The sequence below is a fragment of the Sphingomonas sp. R86520 genome (assembly GCF_042466285.1).
Classification (GTDB): Bacteria; Pseudomonadota; Alphaproteobacteria; order Sphingomonadales; family Sphingomonadaceae; genus Sphingomonas.
The window spans coordinates 3,422,078-3,446,498 of record NZ_JAXHBZ010000001.1 but is presented as its reverse complement, the minus strand read 5'-3'; the positions used below and the strand labels follow the sequence as shown (position 1 = coordinate 3,446,498).

Below are 24,421 nucleotides of genomic sequence, written 5' to 3'. Positions count from 1 at the left end.
GGTTCGTCACGCGATGAAGCGGTCCTTCAGCGCCAGCATCGCCAGCGCCGCATTGGCCGCGCCACCGCCCTTGTCGCCCTCGGCCGGACGCGCGCGGGTCAACGCCTGCGCTTCGTTCTCGGTCGTCAGGATGCCGTTGCCGATCGGCAGGCCGTCCATCGTCAGCTGCATGATACCGCGTGCGCTCTCGCCCGCGACGATCTCGAAATGATAGGTCTCGCCGCGGATCACGACGCCGAGCGCGACATAGGCGTCGAACGTCTCGCTCTCGGCCGCCAGCGCGATCGCGCCGGGGACTTCGAGCGCACCCGGCACGGTGATCGTCTCGTGCGTATGGCCGGCCGCTTCGATCGCGGCCTTGGCGCCCTCGACCAGCAGGTCGTTGAGGTGATCGTAGAACCGCGCTTCGACGATGAGGAGATGGGCCATCAGTTCGGGCTTTCTTCGGTGTTCAAGGATGCCCCAAATTGGGCAATGCGACGCTCGCCGACGATCGACAGGCCATAGCCGTCGAGCCCGACCAGCGTGTGATGCGTGTTGGTGATCAGCACCATGTCGTGCACGCCGAGTTCGGTCAGGATCATCGCGCCGACGCCGTAGTCGCGCAGTTCCTCCATGTCCGGGGTGATTTCCGCGCCCGCCTTCTTCATCACCGCCGAGGTGAAAGTATTGTGACGTGGACGGCTGATCACGACGATCACGCCCGCGCCCTCGTCCGCGATCATCTGCATCGAGCGCGCGAGGATGCGACCACGATCGCCCGATTCGCCGAAGATGTCGGCGAACGGCGACAGCGCGTGCATGCGGACCAGCGTCGGCTTGGCGGGGTCGATCTTGCCCTTGACCAGAGCGACCTGCTCGGTGCCGGTCGCTTTGTTCCAGAAGGTCAGCGCGGTCCAGTCGCCGCCCCATTCGGAGGTGAACTTCGCCTCGGCGCGCTTCTCGACGAGGTGATCGTGGCGACGGCGATACGCGATCAGGTCGCGGATCGTGCCGATCTTGACGTTGTGGAACTGCGCGAAGGTGACGAGGTCGTCCATCCGCGCCATCGTGCCGTCCTCGTTCATGATCTCGCAGATCACGCCCGACGGATTGAGCCCGGCAAGTCGTGCGACGTCGACCGCCGCCTCGGTATGGCCGGCGCGGATCAGCACGCCGCCGTCGCGCGCCACCAGCGGGAAGACGTGGCCGGGGGTGACGATGTCCGGCTTGCCCTTGGTCGCATCGACCGCAACCGCGATAGTGCGCGCGCGATCGGCGGCCGAGATGCCCGTCGTGACGCCTTCGAGCGCCTCGATCGAGACGGTGAACGCGGTCTCGTGCCGGGTGCCGTTGTTGCGGCTCATCAGTTCGAGCCCGAGTTCCTCGGTACGCTCCCTGGTCAGCGCGAGGCAGATCAGCCCGCGACCGAACTTCGCCATGAAGTTGATCTTCTCGGGCGTCGCCATCTGCGCGGGGATGACCAGGTCGCCCTCGTTCTCGCGGTCCTCGTCGTCGACCAGGATGAACATCCGGCCGTTGCGCGCCTCGTCGATGATCTCTTCGGGCGACGACAGGTAGCCGTGCTTGAGGCGCCCCAGTTCGGCGGTACGTTCAGCTGGCTTTGACACGGTAATGCTCCATGCGTTGGAGATAGCGGGCGAGGACGTCGATCTCGATATTGACCGACTGACCCATCTGGATCGTCCCGAGCGTGGTGACCGCCCAGGTATGCGGGATGATGTTGAGGCCGAACTCGACCTCCCCATCGATATCGCGAATGGCGTTGACGGTGAGCGAGACGCCGTCGATTGTCACCGAACCCTTGGCCGCGATGAACGGCGCGATGTCGGCGCCGGCGCGGATGGTGACGCGGTGCGAGCCGCCTTCCTCCGCCAGTGCGACGACGGTGCCGAGCCCGTCGACATGGCCCGTGACGATGTGTCCGCCGAGCTCGTCGCCGAGCTTCATCGCGCGTTCGAGGTTGAATTTACGGCCTTGGGTCCACTGGTCGCGCGCCGTACGGCTGATCGTCTCGCCGGATACGTCGACCGCGAACCAATTGGGGCCCTTATCGACGACGGTCAGGCAGACGCCCGAGCACGAGATCGATGCGCCGAGATCGACGGTGGCGGTATCATAGGCGGTGCTGACGACGACGCGCGTGTCGCCGGGCGACTCCACGGTCGTGACGGTGCCGATGTCGGTGACGATTCCGGTGAACATTATGCCTCGTTTCGTTCGCGCTCGTAGACCTCGAGCCGGTCGCTGCCAAGTTGCCGCGCATCGACGATCGCCCAGCGACCATGCGCTTCGGTCAGGTCGGTGAGGCCGATGTCGCGGAGTGCGTGCCTGCCGCCGCCGATCAGGATCGGCGCGCGGTAGAGGAGGAGGCGGTCGACCAGATCGGCGCCAAGGAACGCCGACGCTACGGCCGCGCCGCCTTCGACGAGGATGTGGTCGACATTGGGGAGGGCGGCGATGTCGTGCGGGGTTCCGATTATCGTCCAGTCTGCGAGGCCGCGCGCCGCTCTGTCGATCGCCGTAACTCCGGCACTCGGTGCAACTCCGCCGCCCGCTGCGACTCCGGCACTCGGTGCAACTCTGCCGCCCGCTGGGGCTCCATCACCCGCCGCAATTCCGTCGCCCCAGCGAAAGCTGGGGTCTCCCGGTGAGGCTCGGTCGCGTTCCCCAACGGGAATATTCCAGCGTTCGCTGGAATGACGGCCGGGGGGAGGGGGGAGCTGCAGAGGATGAGGGCCAGGGTCGTGGATAAAAGCACACGCCTGGGACCACGCCCCTCCAATCCCGGCAGCCGCACATCGAGTCGCGGGGCGTCGGTCTCGTACGTCCCACGACCAACCAGGATCGCTTCGTGTCTACTCCGCTCGAGATGCGCGTGGGCGCGTGCCTGCGGACCGGTGATCCAGCGACTCGATCCGTCCGCCAAGGCTATGCAGCCGTCGAGCGAGGTTGCCAGCTTCAATGTAACGTGGGGTCGACCAAGAGCCTGCCGCGTGAGAAATCCGGCCATCGAACGGCGAGCTTCGTTCGCGCGAAGGCCGCTCGTTACTGCGATCCCCGCGGCGTCGAGGCGAGCGAACCCTTTGCCTGCGGTGCGCGTGTCCGGGTCTTCGAGCGCGCAGACGACCCGGGCGACGCCGGCCTCGATCAGCAGGTCGCTACAGGCAGGCCCTCGGAGAGAAACATGCGCGCATGGCTCGAGCGTGACGTAAGCCGTCGCCCCTCGTGCTTCGAGACCAGCCTCGGCCAGCGCCACCGCCTCGGCATGCGGCCGTCCACCCGGCTGCGTCCAGCCGCGCCCGACCACGCGGCCGTCGCGCACGATCACGCAGCCGACATTGGGGTTGGGCGCGGTCCGTCCGCGGCTCCGCTCGGCCAGTGCCAGCGCGGCGCCCATCCAGCGTGCGTCCGCGGCCTGGGTCAGATTCCCATGGCCTTCAGCTTGTCGTCCAGGCGCTTGAACGAGGCGCGCTGCGCATCCTCGCGGGCCTTCTGCTCGGCGACGGCCTTGGCCTTGATCGGGGCGTCGATCTTCTGCTGCGCGACGATCTGCGCATCGGTGCGATCCGCGGGCCATTGTTCGACATAGATGATCTTCGGGCGGTATTCCCTCTCGACGTACGAATCCTTCATGAACGCGTAGATCAGGAAGCTGGTGACGCCGAGCGCCGCCACGAGAAAAATCAGCTCGTACGGCCGGCGCTGGCTGAGGAAGAGCCGCAGGTCGCGATAGGCGACGATCGGCGTGAAGCGACTGAAAAAGCCCATGGCGCGCAAGATAGGGGGGCGGGGCCGGCTAGGCCAGCCCCGCCCGCCTTAGGTTTGGTTTCTGGAGGCTTAGTTTCCGGAGCTTCAGTTCTGGAGCACGAAGGTAAGCGACATTGCCCGCCACGCCTCGACCGGCACGCCGTCGCGCGTCGCCGGCTTGAACCGCCACTTCGCCAGCGCCCGGTCGAGCGTCGCACGGTAGAAGGTGTCGGTGGTCGCGCTGATCCGCTCGACCTGTTTCACGCGACCATCGATGCCGACCAGGACGCGCACCGCGACCCGCCCCTCGCGTTCGGCGCGGCGTTCCTCGGAAGGGTAGCTAGGCTGGAAATCGGCGGCATAGCGCGGGTCGATGCCGGGCTGGACGAACACCGGCGCGGGCTTGGGTGGATCGACCGCAACGGTGCCGATCCCGGCGCCGTCGACGCCTATCGGTGGCGTGTAGGGCAGCGGATCGGGTGCGACCGTGAAGCCGGTGTCGGCTGGCGTCGGCACGAGCGGCGCGGGCGCATCGGGACGCGGGGCAGGGCGCGGTTGCTGACGGATCAGCGGATCGGCGGGCGGCGATGGCTCCGGCGGCGGTGGCGGGGTGTAGGGCACATACGTGACGAGCGGTTTGTCGGGCGGCGTGAACGGCGACAGCGTCGGCGCCGCAAAGAACAGCCCCCCGATCATCGCGCCACTGATCGCCAGCGCAACGCCGAGGCTTCCGGGATTGAATCCGCCCGTCCGGTTCAGTCGATCCGCGTACATTGCCGTCTCCTTCGCATCTCCTTGAGGATGGCGGCGAGATAGGTACCGCCGGTTGCGATGGTACATCATTACATTCCAGGGGCAAGGGGTTCGGGTCGGGAAAGCGCTGTTTCATTGGCGCCACTTAATTTCGCGATTTGACTGACACGGTGGAATGGTTTGACGCACCAGACCGGCTAGTTTGGGCAATTCCGCGCCCCACACCTCCACCTCCCCGGCGGAGGCCGGGGCCCAGTTGGGGGACGTTGCTAACCAAGGCTGGCGCTTTGTTACTGCGACCTTTCCAGCTGGGCCCCGGCCCTCGCCGGGGAGGTGCTTGGGATTGAGGCAGTGCTCTTCTCTACCGCTGGCAAAGATAGGCTGCTTCGTCCCGTCCAACCGTGCGCCTGCCCATGCTTTTTGGGGCGACCTTCGGGACCGCCAGATCAGCGCGCCGCCAACCGCTCCAAAGCCCGCTCGCGCCCGATCAGCGGCAGCAACGCCGCCATGTCGGGGCCATGATCGCGTCCGGTCAGCGCGCGACGCAGCGGCAGGAACAGCGCCTTCCCTTTGCGCCCCGTCTCCGCCTTCAGGCGAGAAGTCAGCGCGTGCCAGGGATCGCTCGACCAGTCGATGTCCCCCGCCGCCGCCAGAGCCTGGTCGAGATACTCGACCTCGACCTCGACCTCCCCTTCGACAGCGATCGGCCCCTCGATCACCGACCACCAGTCGGCCGCATCCGCCAGTGTCACCAGGTTCGGCCGGACCGCATCCCATGCCGCCGGGGTCATGCCCATGGGGAGGCGGTCGGCGATGGTCTCGAACGGCAGTGCATGCAGGATCCGCGCGTTCAACGCCGCCAACTCCGCCTCGTCGAACCGCGCCGGCGCCCGCCCGAACCGCGCAAAGTCGAATCCCGCGATCAACGGCGCGGCGTCGGCGATCGGCTCGACCGGGTCGCTGGTCCCGATCCGCGCCAGCAGCGCGCGGACCGCCTGCGGCTCGATCCCGACCTCTCGGAAATGATCGACGCCGAGCGAGCCGAGCCGCTTCGACAACTTGCCCTCGGCGCCCGTCAGCAACGCCTCGTGCGCGAACCGCGGCGGTATGGCGCCCATCGCGGCGAACATCTGCAGCTGGAGCGCGGTGTTCGACACGTGATCCTCGCCGCGCACGACGTGGGTAACGCCCATCTCGGCATCGTCGATCGCCGACGGCAGCATGTACAGCCACGATCCGTCCGCGCGGCGGATGACCGGATCACTCATCGTCTTCGCATCGAAATGCGCCGCGCCGCGGATCAAATCCTCCCACGCGATCGCCGAGTCGTGATCGAGCTTGAACCGCCAATGCGGCGCGACGCCGTCTGCTTCCAGCTTCGCCCGCGCGTCATCGCTCAGCGCCAGCGCAGCGCGGTCGTAGATCGGCGGCAGTCCGCGTCCGGCCTGGATCTTCCGCTTGAGGTCGAGCTCCTGAGTCGTCTCGTACGCCGGATATACATGCCCGCTCGCGACCAGCGCCGCGAACCGTGCCTCGTACAGCGCGAACCGTGCCGACTGCCGCTCCTCCGAGTCCGGGGTCATCCCGAGCCAGTCGAGATCGGCGCGGATCGCGTCGACGAACCGCTCCTCGCTGCGTTCCGGATCGGTATCGTCGATCCTCAGCACGAACTTGCCGCCGTTCGCGCGCGCGAACATCCAGTTGTGAAGCGCGGTGCGAATGTTGCCGACGTGCAGCCGGCCGGTGGGCGAAGGGGCGAAACGGGTGATCACGGTCATTCCGCCGCTGTACGAAGCGACCGCAGCGCGGGCAAACCCCTTCGGCCCCTTTCCCGATCGCGGCACCGGGCCTAAGGGGCGTGCGACTCGGGGTGGAGCGATTTGATGAAGTTGATGACCGGCAATTCGAACCTGCCCCTCGCGCAGGAAATCTCCGCGTACATGGAGATTCCGTTGACCGACGTCAGCGTGCGCCGCTTCGCCGACGAGGAGGTCTTCGTCGAAATCAACGAGAACGTCCGCGGCGAGGACGTGTTCGTGATCCAGTCGACCGGCTACCCGGCCAACGACAACCTCATGGAATTGCTGATCATGATCGACGCGCTGAAGCGTGCGTCGGCGCGGCGCATCACCGCGGTGATCCCGTACATGGGCTACGCGCGGCAGGACCGGAAGCCGGGCCCGCGCACGCCGATCTCAGCCAAGCTGGTCGCCAACCTGATCACGGTCGCGGGCGCGAACCGCGTGCTGTCGGTCGATCTGCATGCCGGCCAGATCCAGGGCTTCTTCGATATCCCGACCGACAATCTCTATGCGGCCCCGGTGATGTCCGCGGATATCCTCGCGCGGTTCAAGGGCAAGAACCTGATGGTCGTGTCGCCGGATGTCGGCGGCGTGGTGCGCGCGCGCGTGCTCGCCAAGCGACTCGACAACGCCCCGCTCGCGATCGTCGACAAGCGTCGCGAGCGCGCAGGCGAGTCGGAAGTGATGAACATCATCGGCGAGGTCGAGGGGCGCTTCTGCATCCTGGTCGACGACATCGTCGATTCGGCGGGGACGCTGTGCAACGCGGCCGCGGCGTTGAAGGAGGCAGGCGCCGAGGACGTCGTGGCGTATGTCACGCACGGCGTGCTGTCGGGCGGCGCGGTTGCGCGAGTCGAAGGATCGGAACTGCGCGAACTGGTGATCACCGATTCGATCGGCAATCACGACGCCATCAAGGGCGCGGGTGGCAAGATTCGCCATCTCCAGATCGCGCCGCTGCTCGGCGAAGCAATCAAGCGCATCGCGGACGAGACGAGTGTGTCGAGCCTGTTCGACTGAGCAAGGTAGCGTGTTTCCCCGCGAAGGCGGGGATCCAGACTGGGCTCCCGCCTTCGCGGGAGAACAAGGAAGTTCGGGCGACGCCCTGATCAGCGCTGCGACAACGCCACGATGTGGTCGAACACAGCCGGATGCAGGGGCTTGGCAAACGCGCACCCGTATTTGAACTTGTCGCGCCAGGCGACGACAGCCTCTAGCGCCGCCAGTCCGGGCAGCGTCAGCCAAACCACCGTCCCCGGCCACAAGGTAAAGCTCGTCTCCGCGCGAAACCCCGAGAGCGACAGGTCGGTCACCTCGATCTCGAATCGCGTCTGGCCGCGATCCCGCAGGTGCGCGCGCATCTTTACGGCTTTGCGAAACGCCTGACGAAGCTCTTCGCCGGTCGGTTCGGCAGGAGGAATGAGGACGGGCTGTGTCATGTCCGGAACACTGCCCTCCAAATGGTTACTATTCTCCAAATGCGCGACTCTTGGCCGGAGCGCGGATACCCGCTCGCGACCGGCGTTTCAGTTCGGCCTTCAAATCCTCTGGCCGCGGTGCAACGAGGAAACCGAAGCTGACATTGCCCTCTTTCGTCTCGACCACGTGATGCAAGCGGTGCGCCTGCACGATGCGCTTCATGTATTTCGATTTCGGCAGATACCGAGTCGGAATGCGCTGGTGCACGATCACGTCGTGGAACCCGAAATAGATCGCGCCGTACGCGGCGATCCCCGCGCCGATCCACACGAAACCCGGCCACCAGCCGAGTTGCGCGCCGCCCAGCAGCAGAACGAACGACGGCACCGCGAAGATTGCGGCGTAGAGGTCGTTCAGTTCCCAATTGCCAGGCCTCGCCCGGTGGTGGCTTTCATGCAGGAACCAGCCGAAGCCGTGCATGATCCAGCGATGCGCCGCGTAGGCAAACGCCTCCATACCGATCACGGTACCGAGAAACAGAAGGATGCCGTGCCAGATCGCCATGCCCCGCATATAGGGTCGCGAGCGCAACACGGCAAAAGGTGAATTGTCCTACATTGTTGCCGCGAAAAACGCCTGAAACCAGCAGTCTCGATGCTCTATTGCGAACGAGACGCAACTGCAAATGCCTTAAGGGTGGATTTGCGCCCCGCCCTGTGCTTTACGCCGACGCAATTCCCGAGTTTCCTAAAAATTGCGTGGAGCCTTCCCGATGAACATCCATGAATACCAGGCCAAGGAACTGCTGGCCAAGTTCGGCGTCCCCGTCCCCGCCGGGTTCGCGGCACTGACCGTCGAGGAGGCCGTCGAGGCCTCGAAGAAGCTTCCCGGACCGCTCTATGTCGTCAAGGCGCAGATCCACGCGGGCGGCCGCGGCAAGGGCAAGTTCGTCGAGCTCGGCCCCGATGCCAAGGGCGGCGTCCGCCTCGCCAAGACCGAGGACGAGGTTCGCGCAGCAGCGACCGACATGCTCGGCAACACGCTCGTCACCATCCAGACGGGTGACGCGGGCAAGCAGGTCAATCGCCTGTACGTCACCGACGGCGTCGACATCGACAAGGAATTCTACCTCGCGCTGACGCTCAACCGCACCACCGGCCGGGTGATGATGGTCGTTTCGACCGAAGGCGGCATGGACATCGAAGCGGTCGCGCACGACACGCCCGAGAAGATCCAGTCGATCGACATCGACCAGGCAACCGGCTTCATGCCGCATCACGGCCGCGCCGTTGCCGCTGCGCTGAAGCTGACCGGCGATCTCGCCAAGCAGGCCGCGAACACCGCGTCGAAGCTGTATGACGCGTTCATGGGCACCGATGCCGAGCAGATCGAGATCAACCCGCTCGCCGTAACGAACGACGGCAAGCTGATGGTGCTCGACGCGAAGGTCGCGTTCGACGGCAACGCGCTGTTCCGCCACAAGGACCTGCTCGAACTGCGCGACGAGACCGAGGAAGATCCCGCCGAGCTCGAGGCGTCGAAGTACGACCTCGCCTACATCAAGCTCGACGGCGACATCGGCTGCATGGTCAACGGCGCGGGCCTCGCGATGGCGACGATGGACATCATCAAGCTCAACGGCATGTTCCCCGCCAACTTCCTCGACGTCGGCGGCGGCGCCAATAAGGAGAAGGTGACGGCGGCGTTCAAGATCATCCTCGCGGATCCGAACGTGAAGGGCATTCTCGTCAACATCTTCGGTGGCATCATGAAGTGCGACATCATCGCCGACGGCATCGTTGCCGCGGCGAAGGAAGTGAACCTCTCGGTGCCGCTCGTCGTCCGCCTCGAGGGCACGAATGTCGAAAAGGGCAAGGAGATCCTCGCGAACTCCGGCCTCGCGATCGTTCCGGCGAACGACCTTGGCGATGCGGCCAAGAAGATCGTCGCAGAGGTGCAGAAGGTCGCGGCGTAACCGCCTTCGACTACGCATACTGATTCTGCGAAAAACGGGGCTCGGACGGAAACGTCCGGGCCCTTTTTCGTTGATCTTGCACGCTACTCGGCAGGTGGTCCGGCCGGCATCTCGTCGTGACGCTACGGCACAGCGATGATTCCGTACCGCACTTGCGAAAACGGCTCGAAACGGCCATCTGTCCGGCCAACGCCGTAAGGCGAAAAGACGATATCGACCTTGGAAGGAACCCCGATGAAGGTGCTGGTGCCGGTCAAGCGCGTGCTTGACTACAACGTGAAGCCTCGCGTGAAGGCGGACGGAACGGGCGTCGATCTGGCGAACGTCAAGATGAGCATGAACCCGTTCGACGAGATCGCGGTCGAAGAAGCGATCCGCCTCAAGGACAAGGGCGTGACCGAGATCGTCGTCGTCTCGATCGGCGAGCAGAAATCGCAGGAAACGCTCCGTACCGCACTCGCAATGGGTGCCGACCGTGCGATCCTCGTCGTCAGCGAGACCAAGGTCGAGCCACTCGGCGTCGCCAAGATCCTCGCCAAGATCGTCGAGGAGGAAAAGCCCGACCTCGTGATCCTCGGCAAGCAGGCGATCGACGACGACAACAACCAGACCGGGCAGATGCTCGCCGGCCTCCTGAACTGGGGCCAGGGCACGTTCGCCTCGAAGGTCGAGATTGCCGACGGCTCGGTCAACGTGACGCGCGAGGTCGATGGCGGTGCGGAGACGGACACGCTGAAGCTGCCCGCGATCATCACCACCGATCTTCGTCTCAACGAGCCGCGCTACGCCTCGCTGCCGAACATCATGAAGGCGAAGTCTAAGCCGATGGCGCAGAAGACGCCGGCCGATTTCGGCGTCGACGTGACGCCGCGCCTGACTACGCTGAAGGTGGTCGAGCCCGCCAAGCGCTCGGCCGGGATCAAGGTCGCCGATGTCGACGCGCTGGTCGGCAAGCTCAAGGAAATGGGCGTCACCAAGTAATCTCCCGTTCGCCCTGAGCGAAGTCGAAGCCTGTCCTGAGCTTTGCCGAAGGGGGCATGCCCCAAGGACTTCGACTTCGCTCAGCCCGAACGGAATTTTGGAAAAGGTTTTGTCATGAAGACATTGGTTTGGGTCGAACATGACGGTCAGGCCGTCAAGGATGCCACGCTCTCTGCCGTAACCGCGGCAAGCCAGCTTGGCGAAGTCCATCTGCTGGTCGTCGGCCAGGGCGTCGACGGCGTCGCGGCCGAGGCCGCGAAGATCGCTGGCGTCGGCAAGGTGCACGTCGCGGACGACGCGGCGTTTGCGCATGCGCTCGCCGAAAACGTCGCACCGCTGATCGTCGAGCTGATGGCCACCCACGACGCGTTCGTCGCGCCGTCGACCACACACGGCAAGAACATCGCGCCGCGCGTCGCCGCGTTGCTCGACGTCATGCAGATCAGCGACATCCTGTCGGTCGAGAGCGAAGACACGTTCACGCGGCCGATCTATGCCGGCAACGCGATCGCTACGGTTCAGTCGTCGGATGCGAAGAAGGTCATCACGGTCCGCGGCACGGCGTTCGCCAAGGCTGCGACCGAGGGTGGCTCGGGCGAGATCGAGGCGGTCGCGTCGACCGGCGACAAGGGTCTGTCGACCTTCGCCGGCTCGGAGATCGCCAAGAACGAGCGTCCCGAACTGACCAGCGCGAAGATCATCGTTTCCGGTGGCCGCGCGCTGGCTTCGAGCGACCAGTTCCACGCGATCATCGATCCGCTGGCGGACAAGCTCGGCGCGGGCGTCGGTGCCTCGCGCGCCGCGGTCGACGCCGGGTACGCGCCGAACGACTATCAGGTCGGCCAGACCGGCAAGATCGTCGCCCCCGAAGTGTACGTCGCGGTCGGCATCTCGGGCGCGATCCAGCATCTCGCCGGGATGAAGGACTCGAAGGTCATCATCGCGATCAACAAGGACGAGGATGCGCCGATCTTCCAGGTCGCGGACATCGGCCTGGTCGGCGATCTGTTCAAGATCGTGCCGGAGTTGACGGGAAAGCTGTAAGCCCGAGCGAGGCGCAGCAGCACGCCGCTGCGAACCGGCCAAGCACGGGTTCGCACGCGCAAGGCCGGCCGGCGGCGCCATAGCGCCGACCAACGATGCGGGATTTAACCCCCGCGATGCGCGCTAGGGACGGGCGGTGGGACTTCGGTCGCGCCGCCCGCTCTCGTATCGGCGAGGCGGGCGTCCGTCCTTGGCGCCTCACCAGGCGGAACCCTTGCGAGCAGCTGGAGCGGACCAGCAGGTACCGCGGGATGAAGTCGCAGCCTTCAGGCCGCGCGGTGCCGAGCGGCCCCGTTGCCGCCCGACCCACGCCTCCCCAACTATCCAGCATGTACGGCGCCCATACCAACCCTCGCGATCGCCTCTTCTCGGCAGCCAGCGCGGCGATCCTGTGCGCCGTGATCGGCTACGCCCTCATCCTCGGGCTGGGCGTCAGCCTTCCGACGGCGATTCCCGACGCGCTCACGACCTTTGCCGTCGGCCCCAAGCCGCCCCCGCCGCCGCCCGAAAAGATCGTTCTCCACCCGGCGAGAAGCCATCGTCCGGAAGGGGCCGCGTCGCCTGCCAACCTTCGGTCGAAGGCGACCGAAGTCGTCGTGCCCAAACCGATCGTGCCACCGATCGTCCCGCCACCCCCGGTGGTTGCCGCGCTGAAGCCGGGTCCCGGTAGCCAGGCCACCACCGGTGCTGCCCCCGTTCCCGGACCCGGTACCGGGGCAGGAGGCGAGGGCAACGGCACGGGCAGCGGCCGCTACGGCGACGGCGATGGCGACGGGGGCGACGAGACCCCGCCGCGTCTGCTCAAAGGCCGTTTCAAGAACAAGGACTTCCCCAATGCCGAGGCGGTCATCGGGGCAGGGGGTATCGTCGGCGTTCGCTACACGGTCGAGGTCGATGGCAGCGTCACGCACTGCACGGTGACGCGGTCCAGCGGCAATGTGGTGCTCGATGCGACGACGTGCCGCCTGATCGAAAAGCGCTTTCGCTACCGCCCATGGCTCGATGCGGCCGGGCGCCCGGTGCAATCGACCGTCGTCCACAATCAGGAATGGGTGAACGAACTCGACCCCCTCCCGCCTGCCTCGAACCGATCCCCGCACGGGTCGTGAACCCGGGGCCGGGCGTACGCACCGATCGTCACGACCACGATCATGGCCGATTCCGTCGACCTGCCTCGTGCGGGTTGCCAAGCGGATCGCCTTCGACCCAAACCCCATCGCGGAACGCCCTTGTCCGCGGCGCGGCGCTCCCGCACTATCCGGGTATGACCAGGAGCCTGAGATGATCGCTGCAATCCTGTTGCTCGCTGCACAAGCGGGCGTCGATCCGCAGATGGCGCGGCGGGTCGATCATGTCCTTTCGACGACACCGGTGATCGACGGTCACAACGACCTCGCCTGGGAATTGCGCGACCTGCACGAGGGCAAGGTCGAGGCGGTCGATCTGTCCGCCGACACCGCGCATTTGCCGAACCCGTTGCAGACGGACATCCCCCGCCTGCGCAAAGGCCATGTCGGCGGGCAGTTCTGGTCGGTCTGGATCCCGGCCGACGCGACGGGGCCGCGTGCGGTCGAGATGACGCTGGAGGAGATCGACATCGTCCGCCGCGTCGTTGCAGCGAACCCCGCGACCTTCGAAATGGCGAGCACCGCTGCCGATATCCGGCGGATCGAGAAGGCAGGGCGGATCGCGTCGCTGATCGGCGTCGAGGGCGGGCACCAGATCGACGGGCGGCTATCGGTCCTGCGGCAATATCGCGCGCTCGGCGTCGCCTACATGACGCTGACGCACGGCAAGAGCCTGAGCTGGGCGGACAGTTCGACCGACGCACCGCGCGCGAACGGGCTCAGCGATTTCGGGCGGCAGGTGATCGCCGAGATGAACCGGATCGGCATGATCGTCGACGTCAGCCACGTCTCGGACGCGACGATGGCCGCCGCGCTGGCTGCGACCAAGGCACCGGTGATCGCCTCGCACTCCAGCGCCCGCGCGCTTGCCGATGCGCCGCGCAACATCCCCGACGACCTGCTCCGCGCGATCGGCGCGAACGGGGGCGTGGTGATGGTGAACTTCTATCCGTCGTTCCTCTCGGGCGAATGGCGCGCTTGGGACGTCGCTCGCTCGGCGTATGCCAAGAGCGTCGGCGTGCCTGCGAACGTCTATGGCGCGAAATCGCCCGCGCCGCTGGTCGCCTGGGACGCCGCGCATCCCGAGCCGCCGGTTACCGCCGCCACGGTTGCCGATCATGTGGAGCATGTCGCGAAGATCGCTGGCCACGACCATGTCGGCATCGGCGGCGACTTCGACGGGATCCAGGGGACCGGGCCGCTCGGGTTGAAGGGCGTCGACGGCTATCCGCTGCTGTTCGCGGAACTCGCGCGGCGGGGGTGGAGCGATGGCGATCTGGCAAAACTGTCGGGCGGCAACGTGTTGCGCCTCATGGAGCGCGTCGACGCCGTCGCGAAGGGGATGGCCGGTATGCCGCCGATCGACGCGACCGACGTGGCGTCGCGGTAGAGCGGCGACTGGCCCTTGGTTGCACTCCAACTTTCACGCCAATCAAACCCGGTCCTGCGAACAGCCCCATTCCGTCACCCCAGCGAACGCTGGGGTATCCTTCCGTATCAGATGGCGCGTGCCAAACGACGATATCCCAGCTTTCGCTGGGATGACGGATCGCGCGCGGGTCGGCGGAACGGGTCCAGCAGTGGTTCGCGTGCGGCACCATCGGTGCCATCGTCAGCGTCGGAATCGTGCCTCACGGATCCGGCATACGCTGCGGCGCAGGCGGCTCGACCACCAGTGACGGCACCGTGCGCAGGATCAGCCCGATCACCAACGCCGCTATGCCCAGCAGCAGGCAGAACGCCGTAATCCCGGGCCAGCCGGCATGCGTCCACGCAAAGCCGCCGGCCGATCCCAGCACGCTCGATCCCATGTAATAGAAGAACAGGTAGAACGCCGCCGCCTGACCTCGCGAGCCCTGCGCGCGTCGTCCAACCCAGGCGCTGGCGATCGAATGCGCGCCGAAGAAGCCGATCGTCACCACCGCGATGCCCGCGATCACCAGCACCAGCGGCGTCATCGCGGTCAGCGCAACGCCGGCGATCAGGAGCACGACGGGCACCCAGAACACCTTGCGCCGCCCGCGCCGCCCGGCGAGCGTGCCGAACTTCGCCGAGCTGACCGATCCCAGCACGTACAGCAGGAACACCGCGCCAACCGCCGCCTGGCTGAGACCGTAGGGCGGGCTCATCAAGCGGAAGCCGGCATAGTTATAGACCGTCACGAACACGCCCATCAGCAGGAACGCCTCGAGATACAGCAGCGGCATCGCGCGATCGGTGAACAACGCGCCGGCACTGCGCAGCAGCGCGCCCGGGCGGCCGACGCTGGCCGTGAAGTTGCGTGAGGGCGGTGCGAGCCGGCGAAACGCCTCCGCCATCGCGAGGCCGGCGATGCCGACCGCGGCGAGCGCCCATCGCCAGCCCTCGAGATCGGCGACGACGCTGACCACCAGCCGTCCGGCCATCCCGCCAATCGCGCTGCCGGCGATATACAGTCCCATCGCCGCGCCGACTGAGCCGGCATCGACCTCCTCCGCGACATAGGCCATCGCCACTGCCGGCACGCCGGCGAGTGCTACGCCGGTCAGGAATCGCAGCACGAGCAACCCGCTCCAGCCCGGTACGACCGCCGCCGCCAAGGTGAGCGCGCCGGCCGCGAACATCGCCGCGATCATCAGCGGCCGCCGGCCGACCCGGTCAGAGACGAACCCGGCGAACAGGATGCCGATCGCCAAGGGCCCGGTCGCCAGCGACACGGCCAGCGACGCCCCTTCCGCGGTCAGCCCGAACTGCGCGGCGAACAGCGGCAGCAGCGGCTGAACCGAATACAGCAGCGAGAAAGTCGAAAAGCCTGCGAACAGCATCGCCAGCGTCAGCCGGCGATAGGCGGGTGTGCCGATCGCGATCTCGGCAGAAACGGCGGGCACGTCAGAAGCCACGCAGGAAACTCGCGACGTTGTGGCCGAGCGCGTCGACCGCGTATCCGCCTTCCATGACGATCACGGTCGGCCAACCCCGCCCGGCGATGTCGCGCGCCAGCACCGCATAGTCGGGCGTGGTCAGCTTGAAGTGCGAGATCGGGTCGCCCTCCCACGTGTCGGCGCCGAAGCTGACGACGAGAAGGCCTGGATCGAACGCCGCGATCGCGTCGAGCGCCGTCGTTTGCGCAGCGCGGAAAGCGTCGATCCGGGTGCCATGCGGCAACGGCAGGTTGAGCGTGGTGCCGGCCCCGTCGCCTTCGCCGGTTTCGTCGGCATGGCCCCAGTAGAACGGGTAATCGGTCTTCGGATCGGCGTGGACCGACGCGTAGAAGACGTCGCCTCGCGTGTAGAAGATGTCCTGCGTGCCGTTGCCGTGGTGATAGTCGATGTCGAGGATCGCGACGCGGGCGATACCAGCGTCGCGCGCCGCCTGCGCGGCGATCGCGGCGGTGTTGAGGTGGCAGTATCCGCCGCAATAATCCGCGCCGGCATGGTGGCCGGGCGGGCGACACAGCGCGAACGCGGCGCGATCGCCGTCGAGCACCGCATGCGTCGCGGCGAGCGTGGATTGTGCGCTGCCATAGGACGCAGCCCAGGCCTCGGGCGTGATCGGCGTGGTTGCGTCGAAGCTGTGTGCGCCGATGATCGCATCGATCCGGGTGAGATCGAGCGGACGGCGGCCGCGGATCGGGAAGGTGTAGGGGATCGCATCGCCCTCGCGCCCGGCCTCGCGCCACAGCCGCGCGGCATCCTTCAGGAACGTGACATAGGCGGCCGAATGCACGGCCAGGATCGGGTCTTCGCCGCGATCATCCGGCGCCTCGACCGGCCCCAGCGCGCGCAGGATCGCGTCGATACGCGCGGGTGTCTCGGCATAGGCGGTGAACGCGCCGTTGTGCAATTCGCGCGCGGGCGCATGGGTTCGCTGGGACTCGTCGAAGAACAGCCGCATCTTTGCTCCCTGGTACGCAACGGTCATGGAGGAACAACCGATTGCCTGCGCCCAGGATCCTCCTACCGGACGCGAGCCGCACGGCAAATTCGGAACCCAGCTCAGAACCCAGCTCAGAACCCAGCTCAGAACAGCGCCAGCTGCCGATCGTCGTTGCCGTTCAGCAGCCAGCGCCCGATCACGTCGTGCCGCGCCCGGCCGACATGGCTGTGGACCAGCACGAACGCGTCCGCGGTCCAGCCGATCGGCGCGATATCCTGCGTGAAGGGCGCGCCGTCGCGGTAGCCGAGCGTCATGTGCGGACTGAACCGATAGTCCGCGCGGGCGCGCAACCCTGCGGACTCGCGAGCCACGGCGATCCGCTGATGCAGGGCTGCGAGGGAGGCGCTCTCGCGGCGCGGACGCAGGGCGATGGATCGATCGCTGCCGACCGCGGTATCGAACTGGAGCGCAAACGGCGCGGCTTCGACCGCGTCGCCGATCGCTTTGAGATCGCGCTCCAACGCCGTCGATACACGGTCATGGTCTTCGAGAATGTCGATCGCCACGTGGAGATGCTCGGGTCGCCGTTTCTGCTCGGGAACGTCAAACCACGATGCCGCCGCGGCGATCTGGCGCGCTAGAGAGAGCGGCGGGCGGATCGCAAAGAACAGGCGATGGCCGGTGATCGGTCGATGGAACATGCCGGTTTCCGCGTGCGAGAAGACAGCGCTGTTCTTTATATGTTCCATGAGGATTGTCGAGGTGGATACGGGGTTCACTACCCCGGCGGGGGCCGGGGTGGTGCTTCGTGAGGGGCGTTCCCGCCTACCGCGCCAACGCCTCCGCGATCAGCTTGCGCGAGTTCCCGACGCCGTACAGCGCGATGAAGCTGCCCATCCGCGGGCCCTGCTCGGACCCCAGCAGCGTCTCGTACAGCGCCTTGAACCAGTCGCGCAGGTTCTCGAACCCGCCGGTCTTGCCGATCTCATAGACGATGTTCTGGATATCCTCCGCGCTTGCCTCCGCCGGCAATGCCGCGAGTTCCGCATCCAGCTGCTCCAGTGCCGCGACCTCGACACCCTCGGGCGCGCGGCGTTTCAACGTCGGCGCGACGAAATCACGGCCATAGGCCAGCGCATGGCCGATCAGCCGGTCGAGCTCGGGATATTTCTCCGCCGACGCGTCCGGCACGTAGTTCGCCAGATAGCCCCAGACCTGGTCCTTGCTCGCATCGCCCATCACCCCGACGAGGTTGAGCAACAGCCCGAACGTCACCGGCAGCTCGCCTTCGGGCAGCTTGCCGTCGTGGATGTGATGCACCGGATTGCCGAGCTTCTGCTTCAGATCCTGGCCTGCATAATTGCCGCGGAACTGCCAGTATTCGTCCACCGCGCGGGGGATCACGCCCATATGGAGCGACTTCGCCTTCTTCGGCTCGCGGTATGCGTAGAAGGCGAGCGATTCCTGCGGACCATAGGTCAGCCACTGGTCGAGGCTGAGGCCATTGCCCTTCGACTTCGAGATCTTCTCGCCGTTCTCGTCGAGGAACATCTCGTAGTTGAAGCCCTCGGGCGGGCGCCCGCCAAGCACGCGCGCGATCTTCGACGACTGCGTCACCGAATCGATCAGGTCCTTGCCGGCCATCTCGTAATCGACGCCCAATGCGACCCAGCGCATTGCCCAGTCGACCTTCCACTGCAGCTTGGCCTTGCCGCCGAGCACCGACTGTTCGATCCGCTGGCCATCGTCTTCGAACGCGATCAGGCCCGCTTCGGCGTCGATCACTTCGATCGGCACCTGCAGCACGATGCCGCTGGTCGGCGAGATCGGCAGCACCGGCGAATAGGTCGCGCGCCGTTCGGCCCGCAACGTCGGCAGCATCACGTCCTGGATACCCTGGAAGTGACGGAGCACACCCTTCAGCGCCTCGTCGAAACGCCCACCGGTGTAATATTCGGTGGACGACGCGAACTCGTAGTCGAAGCCGTAGCGGTCGAGGAACTCGCGCAGGATCGCGTTGTTGTGCGCGGCGAAGCTGGAGTGCGTCCCGAACGGATCGGGGATCTGCGTCAGCGGCTTGCCGAGATGCTCGCGCAGCATGTCGCCATTGGGGACGTTGTCCGGAACCTTGCGCAGCCCGTCCATGTCGTCCGAAAACGCGATCAGCCGCGTCGGCGTGTCGCTCAGCGCGTGGAAGGCGTTGCGCACCATCGTCGTGCGCAACACTTCGTTGAACGTGCCGATATGCGGCAGACCCGACGGTCCATAGCCGGTCTCGAACAGCACCGGCGCGCCCTGCTTGCCCTGTGGATATCGCTTGAGGAGTTTCCGCGCCTCCTCGTACGGCCAGGCTTTGGATTCTAGGGCGGCGGTGCGGATGTCATCGGTCATAGCGTTTGGCGATTAGCGCCTGCGCCCGTGTCCGTCACCCCACCGCCGCACACCCTTAGCGGCAGCGTTTCTTCGCGGTCATCGACCGGTCGATCGCGCGGCCACCGAGCGCGCCCGCTGCGCCGCCCGCGACCGTGCCGAGCAAGCCGCCGCCGACCGCATTGCCAAGCACCGCGCCGCCGACGCCACCCGCGACCAAACCGGTCGTACCGCTCGAGTAACGGCAGCGCTGGGTGCGATACCGTCGATCGTGGCCGCGATATTCACGCTTGGACCGCGCCTCGGCCTTGCCGGTCGGCAGCACGGCAGCGGCCGGAATTGCGAGCGAGAGCGCGCTCAATGCCATGAGAAACTTCCGCATGATGATTGTCCCTGTTGATGTAGGTAAAGTTCGGTATCGATAGAGGTGCAACGCACATCGTCCGTGCCAGTTGCGTAACGGCCTGTCTCGATGACAAGATCGCGGCCACCTCTTTCCCAACCCCTCGTCATCCCAGCGAAAGCTGGGATATTCATGGGGCGAGTGTCGCGCTCGCCACGGAGAGATCCCAGCTTTCGCCGGGATGACGGGAGTAGGGGGGGGCGAGAGCTGGCGAGCCCGGGCATCCCACCTTCGCAAGGCAGCAAGGCAGCAAAAGGTTGCCCTTTCGTTCTCCGTCCCGCAAAGTCCCCGGGATGCCGCTTCGCTATCCTGCCCTCCACGCCAGCCACGCCGGCATCTGGATCGCGAATGCCGACGGTGCGCGTCCGATCGGGCGAGGCGAGGCGATCCGGATCGCTGCCGATACGCCGGTCATCATGCTCAACGCGCCGCTGGTCGGGCAGCGGCTGGGGTATCCCGACCTGTCGGGGCTCGACCTGCTCGAACTCTACGCCTTCCTCCGCCCCGCGCAGTTCGCGGTACCGACGCCGAAGGGGATCGCGCGAGTCACCGGGCTCGACGTGCCGACCGAGGATGCCGACGTCGCGCCGTTCCTGCTGCGTGCGGCAGAGGCGATGCTGGCGCTCACCGATGGCGACTGGCCCGAGCGGGAGGGTGCCTGGACGGCGGCGCAGTCGCTGTTCCGCCTGCGCTGGCCGTGGGCGCCGGTCGTCGCCGAGCGCCTGAAGAAACCCGCGGTCAACGAACGCTGGCTGTTCTCGTCGCTCCCCGAATGGGAGGAGCACGCGCCGCGACCCGCGCCGCGTACCGTCACGATCGAGCCGGGCGATGCCGAAGCGCGGCTCGTCGACCTCACCGGCCACGGCGCCGAGGAACGCCCCGGCCAGCGGGCCTATGCCGGCGCCGCGACCGCAGCCTTCGCGCCGCGTGCGATGCGCGACACGCCCAACCTCGTTCTCGCCGAGGCCGGCACCGGGATCGGCAAGACGCTCGGCTACCTCGCCCCCGCCTCGCTCTGGGCCGAGAAAGCCGGCGGCGCGGTGTGGATCTCGACCTACACGAAGACGCTGCAACGCCAGCTGGGCCAGGAAACCGCGCGCCTGTATCCGGACGCCGCGATCCGCAAAGCCAAGGTCGTCACGCGCAAAGGCCGCGAGAACTACCTCTGCCTGCTCAACCTCGAGGATGCGCTGCAAGGCGGATTCGCCGGCCGCGCGGCGATCCTCGCGCATCTCGTCGCGCGCTGGGCGGCGTATAGCGCGGACGGCGACATGGTCGGTGGCGACCTGCCGGGCTGGCTGCCGACGCTGTTCCGCCGCAACGGCTCGACCGCGCTGACCGATCGGCGCGGCGAATGCGTGTATGCCGGCTGCCCGCACTACCGGAAATGCTTCATCGAGCGCGCCGCCCGTGCCTCGTCCGACGCCGACATCGTCATCGCCAACCACGCGCTGGTGATGGTCAATGCCGCGCGAGGCCGCGAACTCGCGACGCGGCCGACGCGCTACGTGTTCGACGAGGGCCACCACATTTTCGACGCGGCCGATTCGATGTTCGCGACCGCGCTGACCGGCGCCGAGACGATCGAACTGCGTCGCTGGATCCTCGGCCCCGAATCGAGCGGTCGCGGTCGGCGGCGCGGCCTCGCCGCACGGCTGTCCGATCTCGCCAGCTACGACGAACAGGGCGCGCGGGCGATCAGCGACGCGGTGACTGCGGCCGGGGCGCTGGCGTCCGATGGCTGGCTGCAACGTCTCGGCGAAGGCGCGCCGTTCGGGCCGATCGAGACGCTGCTCGCCGCCGTCCGCGGGCTCACCTACGCGCGAGCCGAGCAACCGGGTGACGCAGGCTACGGCCTGGAGACCGAACTCGCCGAACCCGATGCGACGCTGATCGAGGCCGCCGCGCCCGCCGCCGCCGCGCTCGACGCACTCGTCCGCCCGCTCGTGACGCTCGGTCGTCGCCTCGAAGCGGTGCTCGCCGAAGCACCCGACTGGATGGACGCGCCCGCCCGCGCGCGGGTGGAAGGCGCGATCGCCTCGATCGGCTGGCGCGCGGAAACGGTGGCCTCGTGGCTGTCGCTGCTCGCGCGCGTCGGCGGACCGGTCGACGCCGATTTCGTCGACTGGCTGGCGGTCGACCGGATCGAAGGCCGCGAGTTCGACATCGGCCTCCACCGGCACTGGCTCGACCCCACTCGGCCGTTCGCCGAGATCGTCCTGAAGCCCGCCCACGGCGCGCTCGTCACCTCCGCGACGCTGACCGGCGGCGGCGATTGGGAAGTCGCCGAAGCCCGCAGCGGCGCGCCGCATCTCCTGCGCCCTGCCGCGCGGTTCGAGGCGAAGAGCCCGTTCGACTATACCCGCCAGGCCGAAGTGCTGATCGTCACCGACGTGAAGCGCGGTGACGTCGGCGCGCTCGCCAACGCCTATGCGCAGCTGATCGTCGCCAGCCGCGGCGGCACGCTAGGCCTGTTCACCGCGATCCGGCGCTTGCGCGGTGTTCATGGCCGGATCGCCGATCGACTCGCGCGCGAAGGCCTGCCGCTGCACGCACAGCACGTCGATCCGATCGATACCGGCACCTTGGTCGATATCTTTCGCGACGATCCGGGTGCGTCGCTGCTCGGCACCGATGCGCTCCGCGACGGCGTCGACGTCCCCGGCGAGTCGCTGCGACTCGTGGTAATGGAGGGCGTGCCCTGGGCAAAACCCTCCGTACTGCACGCGGCGCGGCGGCTCGCGGGTGGGGGCTCGGCCTATGACGACCGGCTCGTCCGCGCCCGGCTCGCACAGGCGTTCGGCCGGCTGATCCGCCGCGCCGACGACTCGGGTGTGTTCGTGATGTTGTCGGCCGCGATGCCGTCGCGATTGCTCAGCGCGTTCCCGCCCGGCGTGCCGATCGCGCGCGTCACGCTCGAAGAAGCGGTGGCCCGGGTCGCAAGCCGGCTTTCCTCCAGCCCGCGCGTGGGGCATGAAAGCCACGAACCGGCTTGAGGATTCCCATGAAGACGCTGACGCTGTTGCGCCACGCCAAATCCGGCTGGGACGATCCGGTCGCACGCGACTTCGATCGCCCGCTGAACGCCAAGGGCAAGCGCGCCGCCGCAATGGTCGGTCGTCACATGCGCAGTCTCGAATTGCAGTTCGACCACGCCATCGCGTCGCCCGCGGTGCGCGTGATGGAGACGCTGGACCAGATCGAGTCGGGCTATGGGCGCCGGCTGGCACCGGACTGGGACCGGCGCGTATACCTCGCCTCGGCGGCGACGTTGCTCGATGTCGTCCACGGCTTTTCGGCAGAGACCGAGAGCGCGCTGCTGATCGGGCATAATCCGGGGTTGGAAGATCTCGTGCTGATGCTGGTCGCCGACGGCGCCGACCCGCTACGCGATGCGGTCGAGGACAAATATCCGACGGCGAGTTTAGCGGAATTGCAGTTCGAGGGGGACTGGGGAGACATTGCGGCTGGTACTGCCCGGCTCACTCGCTTCGTGCGACCGCGCGATCTCGACCCAACCTTGGGGCCGGACGCCGACTGACCTCCTTGTTTCCCCGCGAAGGCGGGGACCCAGACTGGGCTCCCGCCTTCGCGGGAGAACAAGAGCGTGGAAGAACAAGGAGGCGGGAGGTTGCCCCCAAATGCGTACCACCCCGGCGTAGGCCGGGGCCCAATTGGGAGCGAATAGTGGCGTAGGGTGGTCCGTCGTTACACCCACCTTTCCAATTGGGCCCCGGCCTACGCCGGGGTGGTGCAGGTTTTTGGCAAGCTGATCTCGAACAAGCCCTAGACCGCGCGGACCGCTCAGCTCTTCCCTGCCATCCGCGCCTTCAGATCAGAGAACGCATTCGCCGGCCGGAACTCGTCCTCGCTGATCACCCCGGCCGCCGCCAGCGCCGCCGCGGCGTTCGGCCCCCGCGGGAACGGATCGATCGACAGCGCCAGCGTATCGGCCGCAGCCTCGCCCAGATCGATCGTGCCGCCTTCGATCGCGACCATGTCGAGCGCATCGTCGGAAAGTTCGACCTCGTCGCCCTCCGCGATCAGTTGCTCGACGAACAGCAGCGCCACCGGCTCGTCGATCTGCGTATCGAGCGGCTCGTCGGTCACCGAGCACGGCTGCACCGCGGCGCCGGTCACGCGACCCTTCACCACGATGCCGCTATCGGTGCGCTTGATCGCGAACCGCGCGTCGAGGTGCGAGATCGAAACCATCGCAAACCGCTTCGCCAAGGCCGCGCGCTCGTCCTCGGTCGCGACGATCTCGACGATCCGCTCTCGCTCGCCGATCGTGTCGAGGCGTTCGGGGCGGCTGAACTCGGGCTTCACGGCAATTCTCCCAATAACAGATTCGGCAAAGGCATCGCCGCCAGCCCGACGTGAAACGCCATCACCGACTCGCGGACATGCGTCAGCGCGGCGTCGTCGGGCGCGGCACCACGGTAGAGATTGCGCACCAGCGCCGGCGCGACGTCGCCCGCCGCCAGTCCCTCGCGGTACGCGCCGAGGCGCCCGCCGAGCATGCTCATCATCTTGCCGATATGTTTGCCGACAATGATGTCGCCAATCCCGATTTCGCGAAGCTGCCCGTCCATGTCATCGACGAACCGCTCCGCCAGCCTCGCCGCTGGCTCACCACCCGCCAGCTCCGCCTCGAGCCGCAGCATCACGAACGCGAGCAACGTCGCGATCATGTCGAACCGGCCGTCGACCGTGTCCGGCACCGCGCCGGCCAGATACCAGTGTTCCGCGCGAGCTCGTGCGACCACCGCGTTGTACAGCGGCAGCGCCTCGTCCGGCTTCTCGCCGAGCAGTCTTCCGAACCAGCCCAATCCGTCGTCCTTCAAACATCGACCGCGCTTCGGCTTGTTTGCCCGCGCATCCTCGCATATCGAGGCGATCGGCGGCCGATGCAATCGCATGGGACCCGTCACGTGTTTTC

Annotated in this window: 23 protein-coding genes and 2 pseudogenes; 8 read left to right on the top strand and 17 right to left on the bottom strand. The window is 66.9% G+C overall.

The window, feature by feature from the left end:
* Window positions 1-6: 6 nt before the first annotated feature.
* The 8 genes and pseudogenes from ribH to gltX form a co-directional block, all read right to left on the bottom strand.
* On the bottom strand, window positions 7-429 hold the full coding sequence (gene ribH / locus SJY41_RS15740) for a 6,7-dimethyl-8-ribityllumazine synthase (RefSeq protein WP_380783153.1): 423 nt from the start codon (window positions 427-429) through the stop codon (window positions 7-9).
* Window positions 429-1,610, bottom strand: coding sequence for a 3,4-dihydroxy-2-butanone-4-phosphate synthase (ribB, locus tag SJY41_RS15735; RefSeq protein ID WP_380783152.1), 1,182 nt, complete (start codon window positions 1,608-1,610; stop codon window positions 429-431). Before ribB ends, ribH begins: the two co-directional genes overlap by 1 nt.
* Window positions 1,594-2,205, bottom strand: coding sequence for a riboflavin synthase (locus tag SJY41_RS15730; RefSeq protein WP_380783151.1), 612 nt, complete (start codon window positions 2,203-2,205; stop codon window positions 1,594-1,596). Before SJY41_RS15730 ends, ribB begins: the two co-directional genes overlap by 17 nt.
* Window positions 2,205-2,489: pseudogene (locus SJY41_RS15725) on the bottom strand (RibD family protein); the annotation flags it as partial. The gene SJY41_RS15730 and the pseudogene SJY41_RS15725, both read right to left, overlap by 1 nt.
* A 260-nt stretch (window positions 2,490-2,749) precedes the next feature.
* Window positions 2,750-3,400, bottom strand: a pseudogene (ribD, locus tag SJY41_RS15720) (bifunctional diaminohydroxyphosphoribosylaminopyrimidine deaminase/5-amino-6-(5-phosphoribosylamino)uracil reductase RibD); the annotation flags it as partial.
* 23 nt (window positions 3,401-3,423) lie between these two features.
* Window positions 3,424-3,771, bottom strand: a complete 348-nt coding sequence (locus SJY41_RS15715) for a hypothetical protein (protein WP_380783150.1) — start codon at window positions 3,769-3,771, stop codon at window positions 3,424-3,426.
* A gap of 84 nt (window positions 3,772-3,855) precedes the next feature.
* The gene (locus SJY41_RS15710) at window positions 3,856-4,524 is read right to left on the bottom strand and encodes a TonB family protein (RefSeq protein WP_380783149.1); all 669 of its coding nucleotides are present in this window, start codon (window positions 4,522-4,524) and stop codon (window positions 3,856-3,858) included.
* A gap of 425 nt (window positions 4,525-4,949) precedes the next feature.
* Window positions 4,950-6,281, bottom strand: a complete 1,332-nt coding sequence (gltX, locus tag SJY41_RS15705; RefSeq protein WP_380783148.1) for a glutamate--tRNA ligase — start codon at window positions 6,279-6,281, stop codon at window positions 4,950-4,952.
* 105 nt (window positions 6,282-6,386) lie between these two features.
* Between gltX and SJY41_RS15700 the strand changes: the two genes are divergently transcribed.
* Window positions 6,387-7,325 (top strand): ribose-phosphate pyrophosphokinase, encoded by a 939-nt coding sequence (locus tag SJY41_RS15700; RefSeq protein WP_380783147.1) that lies wholly within the window; start codon window positions 6,387-6,389, stop codon window positions 7,323-7,325.
* A gap of 89 nt (window positions 7,326-7,414) precedes the next feature.
* Here the strand turns inward: SJY41_RS15700 and SJY41_RS15695 are convergent, their stop codons facing one another.
* Both SJY41_RS15695 and SJY41_RS15690 read right to left on the bottom strand, forming a co-directional pair.
* On the bottom strand, window positions 7,415-7,744 hold the full coding sequence (locus tag SJY41_RS15695; RefSeq protein ID WP_380783146.1) for a PilZ domain-containing protein: 330 nt from the start codon (window positions 7,742-7,744) through the stop codon (window positions 7,415-7,417).
* Window positions 7,745-7,772: 28 nt separating this feature from the next.
* Window positions 7,773-8,288, bottom strand: a complete 516-nt coding sequence (locus tag SJY41_RS15690) for a beta-carotene hydroxylase (RefSeq protein ID WP_380783145.1) — start codon at window positions 8,286-8,288, stop codon at window positions 7,773-7,775.
* Between the two features lie 208 nt (window positions 8,289-8,496).
* On the opposite strand from SJY41_RS15690, the gene sucC reads away from it, so the two are divergent.
* The 5 genes from sucC to SJY41_RS15665 all read left to right on the top strand — a co-directional run bounded on the left by sucC (window position 8,497) and on the right by SJY41_RS15665 (window position 14,241).
* Entirely contained in the window at window positions 8,497-9,699 is a 1,203-nt protein-coding gene (gene sucC / locus SJY41_RS15685) for an ADP-forming succinate--CoA ligase subunit beta (RefSeq protein WP_056053980.1), read from the top strand.
* 234 nt (window positions 9,700-9,933) lie between these two features.
* Window positions 9,934-10,680 carry an electron transfer flavoprotein subunit beta/FixA family protein gene (locus tag SJY41_RS15680; RefSeq protein ID WP_380783144.1) on the top strand — a complete coding sequence of 249 codons (747 nt, stop codon included), beginning with the start codon at window positions 9,934-9,936 and terminating at the stop codon, window positions 10,678-10,680.
* A 114-nt stretch (window positions 10,681-10,794) separates the two neighbouring features.
* The gene (locus SJY41_RS15675; RefSeq protein ID WP_380783143.1) at window positions 10,795-11,724 is read left to right on the top strand and encodes an electron transfer flavoprotein subunit alpha/FixB family protein; all 930 of its coding nucleotides are present in this window, start codon (window positions 10,795-10,797) and stop codon (window positions 11,722-11,724) included.
* 329 nt (window positions 11,725-12,053) lie between these two features.
* Window positions 12,054-12,833 (top strand): energy transducer TonB, encoded by a 780-nt coding sequence (locus tag SJY41_RS15670; protein WP_380783142.1) that lies wholly within the window; start codon window positions 12,054-12,056, stop codon window positions 12,831-12,833.
* 172 nt (window positions 12,834-13,005) lie between these two features.
* Window positions 13,006-14,241 carry a dipeptidase gene (locus tag SJY41_RS15665; RefSeq protein WP_380783141.1) on the top strand — a complete coding sequence of 412 codons (1,236 nt, stop codon included), beginning with the start codon at window positions 13,006-13,008 and terminating at the stop codon, window positions 14,239-14,241.
* A 241-nt stretch (window positions 14,242-14,482) separates the two neighbouring features.
* Here SJY41_RS15665 and SJY41_RS15660 read toward each other — a convergent pair whose 3' ends face one another.
* The 5 genes from SJY41_RS15660 to SJY41_RS15640 all read right to left on the bottom strand — a co-directional run bounded on the left by SJY41_RS15660 (window position 14,483) and on the right by SJY41_RS15640 (window position 19,458).
* The gene (locus tag SJY41_RS15660) at window positions 14,483-15,718 is read right to left on the bottom strand and encodes an MFS transporter (protein WP_380783140.1); all 1,236 of its coding nucleotides are present in this window, start codon (window positions 15,716-15,718) and stop codon (window positions 14,483-14,485) included.
* A 1-nt stretch (window position 15,719) separates the two neighbouring features.
* Window positions 15,720-16,724 carry a histone deacetylase family protein gene (locus SJY41_RS15655; protein WP_380783139.1) on the bottom strand — a complete coding sequence of 335 codons (1,005 nt, stop codon included), beginning with the start codon at window positions 16,722-16,724 and terminating at the stop codon, window positions 15,720-15,722.
* Window positions 16,725-16,849: 125 nt separating this feature from the next.
* Window positions 16,850-17,407, bottom strand: coding sequence for a 2'-5' RNA ligase family protein (locus SJY41_RS15650; RefSeq protein ID WP_380783138.1), 558 nt, complete (start codon window positions 17,405-17,407; stop codon window positions 16,850-16,852).
* Between the two features lie 124 nt (window positions 17,408-17,531).
* Window positions 17,532-19,097 carry a lysine--tRNA ligase gene (locus SJY41_RS15645; protein WP_380783137.1) on the bottom strand — a complete coding sequence of 522 codons (1,566 nt, stop codon included), beginning with the start codon at window positions 19,095-19,097 and terminating at the stop codon, window positions 17,532-17,534.
* Between the two features lie 55 nt (window positions 19,098-19,152).
* Complete coding sequence (locus tag SJY41_RS15640) at window positions 19,153-19,458, bottom strand: hypothetical protein (protein ID WP_380783136.1); 306 nt, start codon at window positions 19,456-19,458, stop codon at window positions 19,153-19,155.
* Window positions 19,459-19,772: 314 nt separating this feature from the next.
* On the opposite strand from SJY41_RS15640, the gene SJY41_RS15635 reads away from it, so the two are divergent.
* On the top strand, window positions 19,773-22,475 hold the full coding sequence (locus SJY41_RS15635) for an ATP-dependent DNA helicase (protein ID WP_380783135.1): 2,703 nt from the start codon (window positions 19,773-19,775) through the stop codon (window positions 22,473-22,475).
* Between the two features lie 8 nt (window positions 22,476-22,483).
* Window positions 22,484-23,020: a SixA phosphatase family protein gene (locus tag SJY41_RS15630; RefSeq protein ID WP_380783134.1), complete on the top strand. Its 537-nt coding sequence runs from the start codon at window positions 22,484-22,486 to the stop codon at window positions 23,018-23,020.
* Window positions 23,021-23,283: 263 nt separating this feature from the next.
* Here SJY41_RS15630 and SJY41_RS15625 read toward each other — a convergent pair whose 3' ends face one another.
* The gene (locus tag SJY41_RS15625; protein WP_380783133.1) at window positions 23,284-23,808 is read right to left on the bottom strand and encodes a YceD family protein; all 525 of its coding nucleotides are present in this window, start codon (window positions 23,806-23,808) and stop codon (window positions 23,284-23,286) included.
* On the bottom strand, window positions 23,805-24,311 hold the full coding sequence (locus SJY41_RS15620) for a ubiquinol-cytochrome C chaperone family protein (RefSeq protein ID WP_380783132.1): 507 nt from the start codon (window positions 24,309-24,311) through the stop codon (window positions 23,805-23,807). Before SJY41_RS15620 ends, SJY41_RS15625 begins: the two co-directional genes overlap by 4 nt.
* Window positions 24,312-24,421 lie beyond the last annotated feature (110 nt).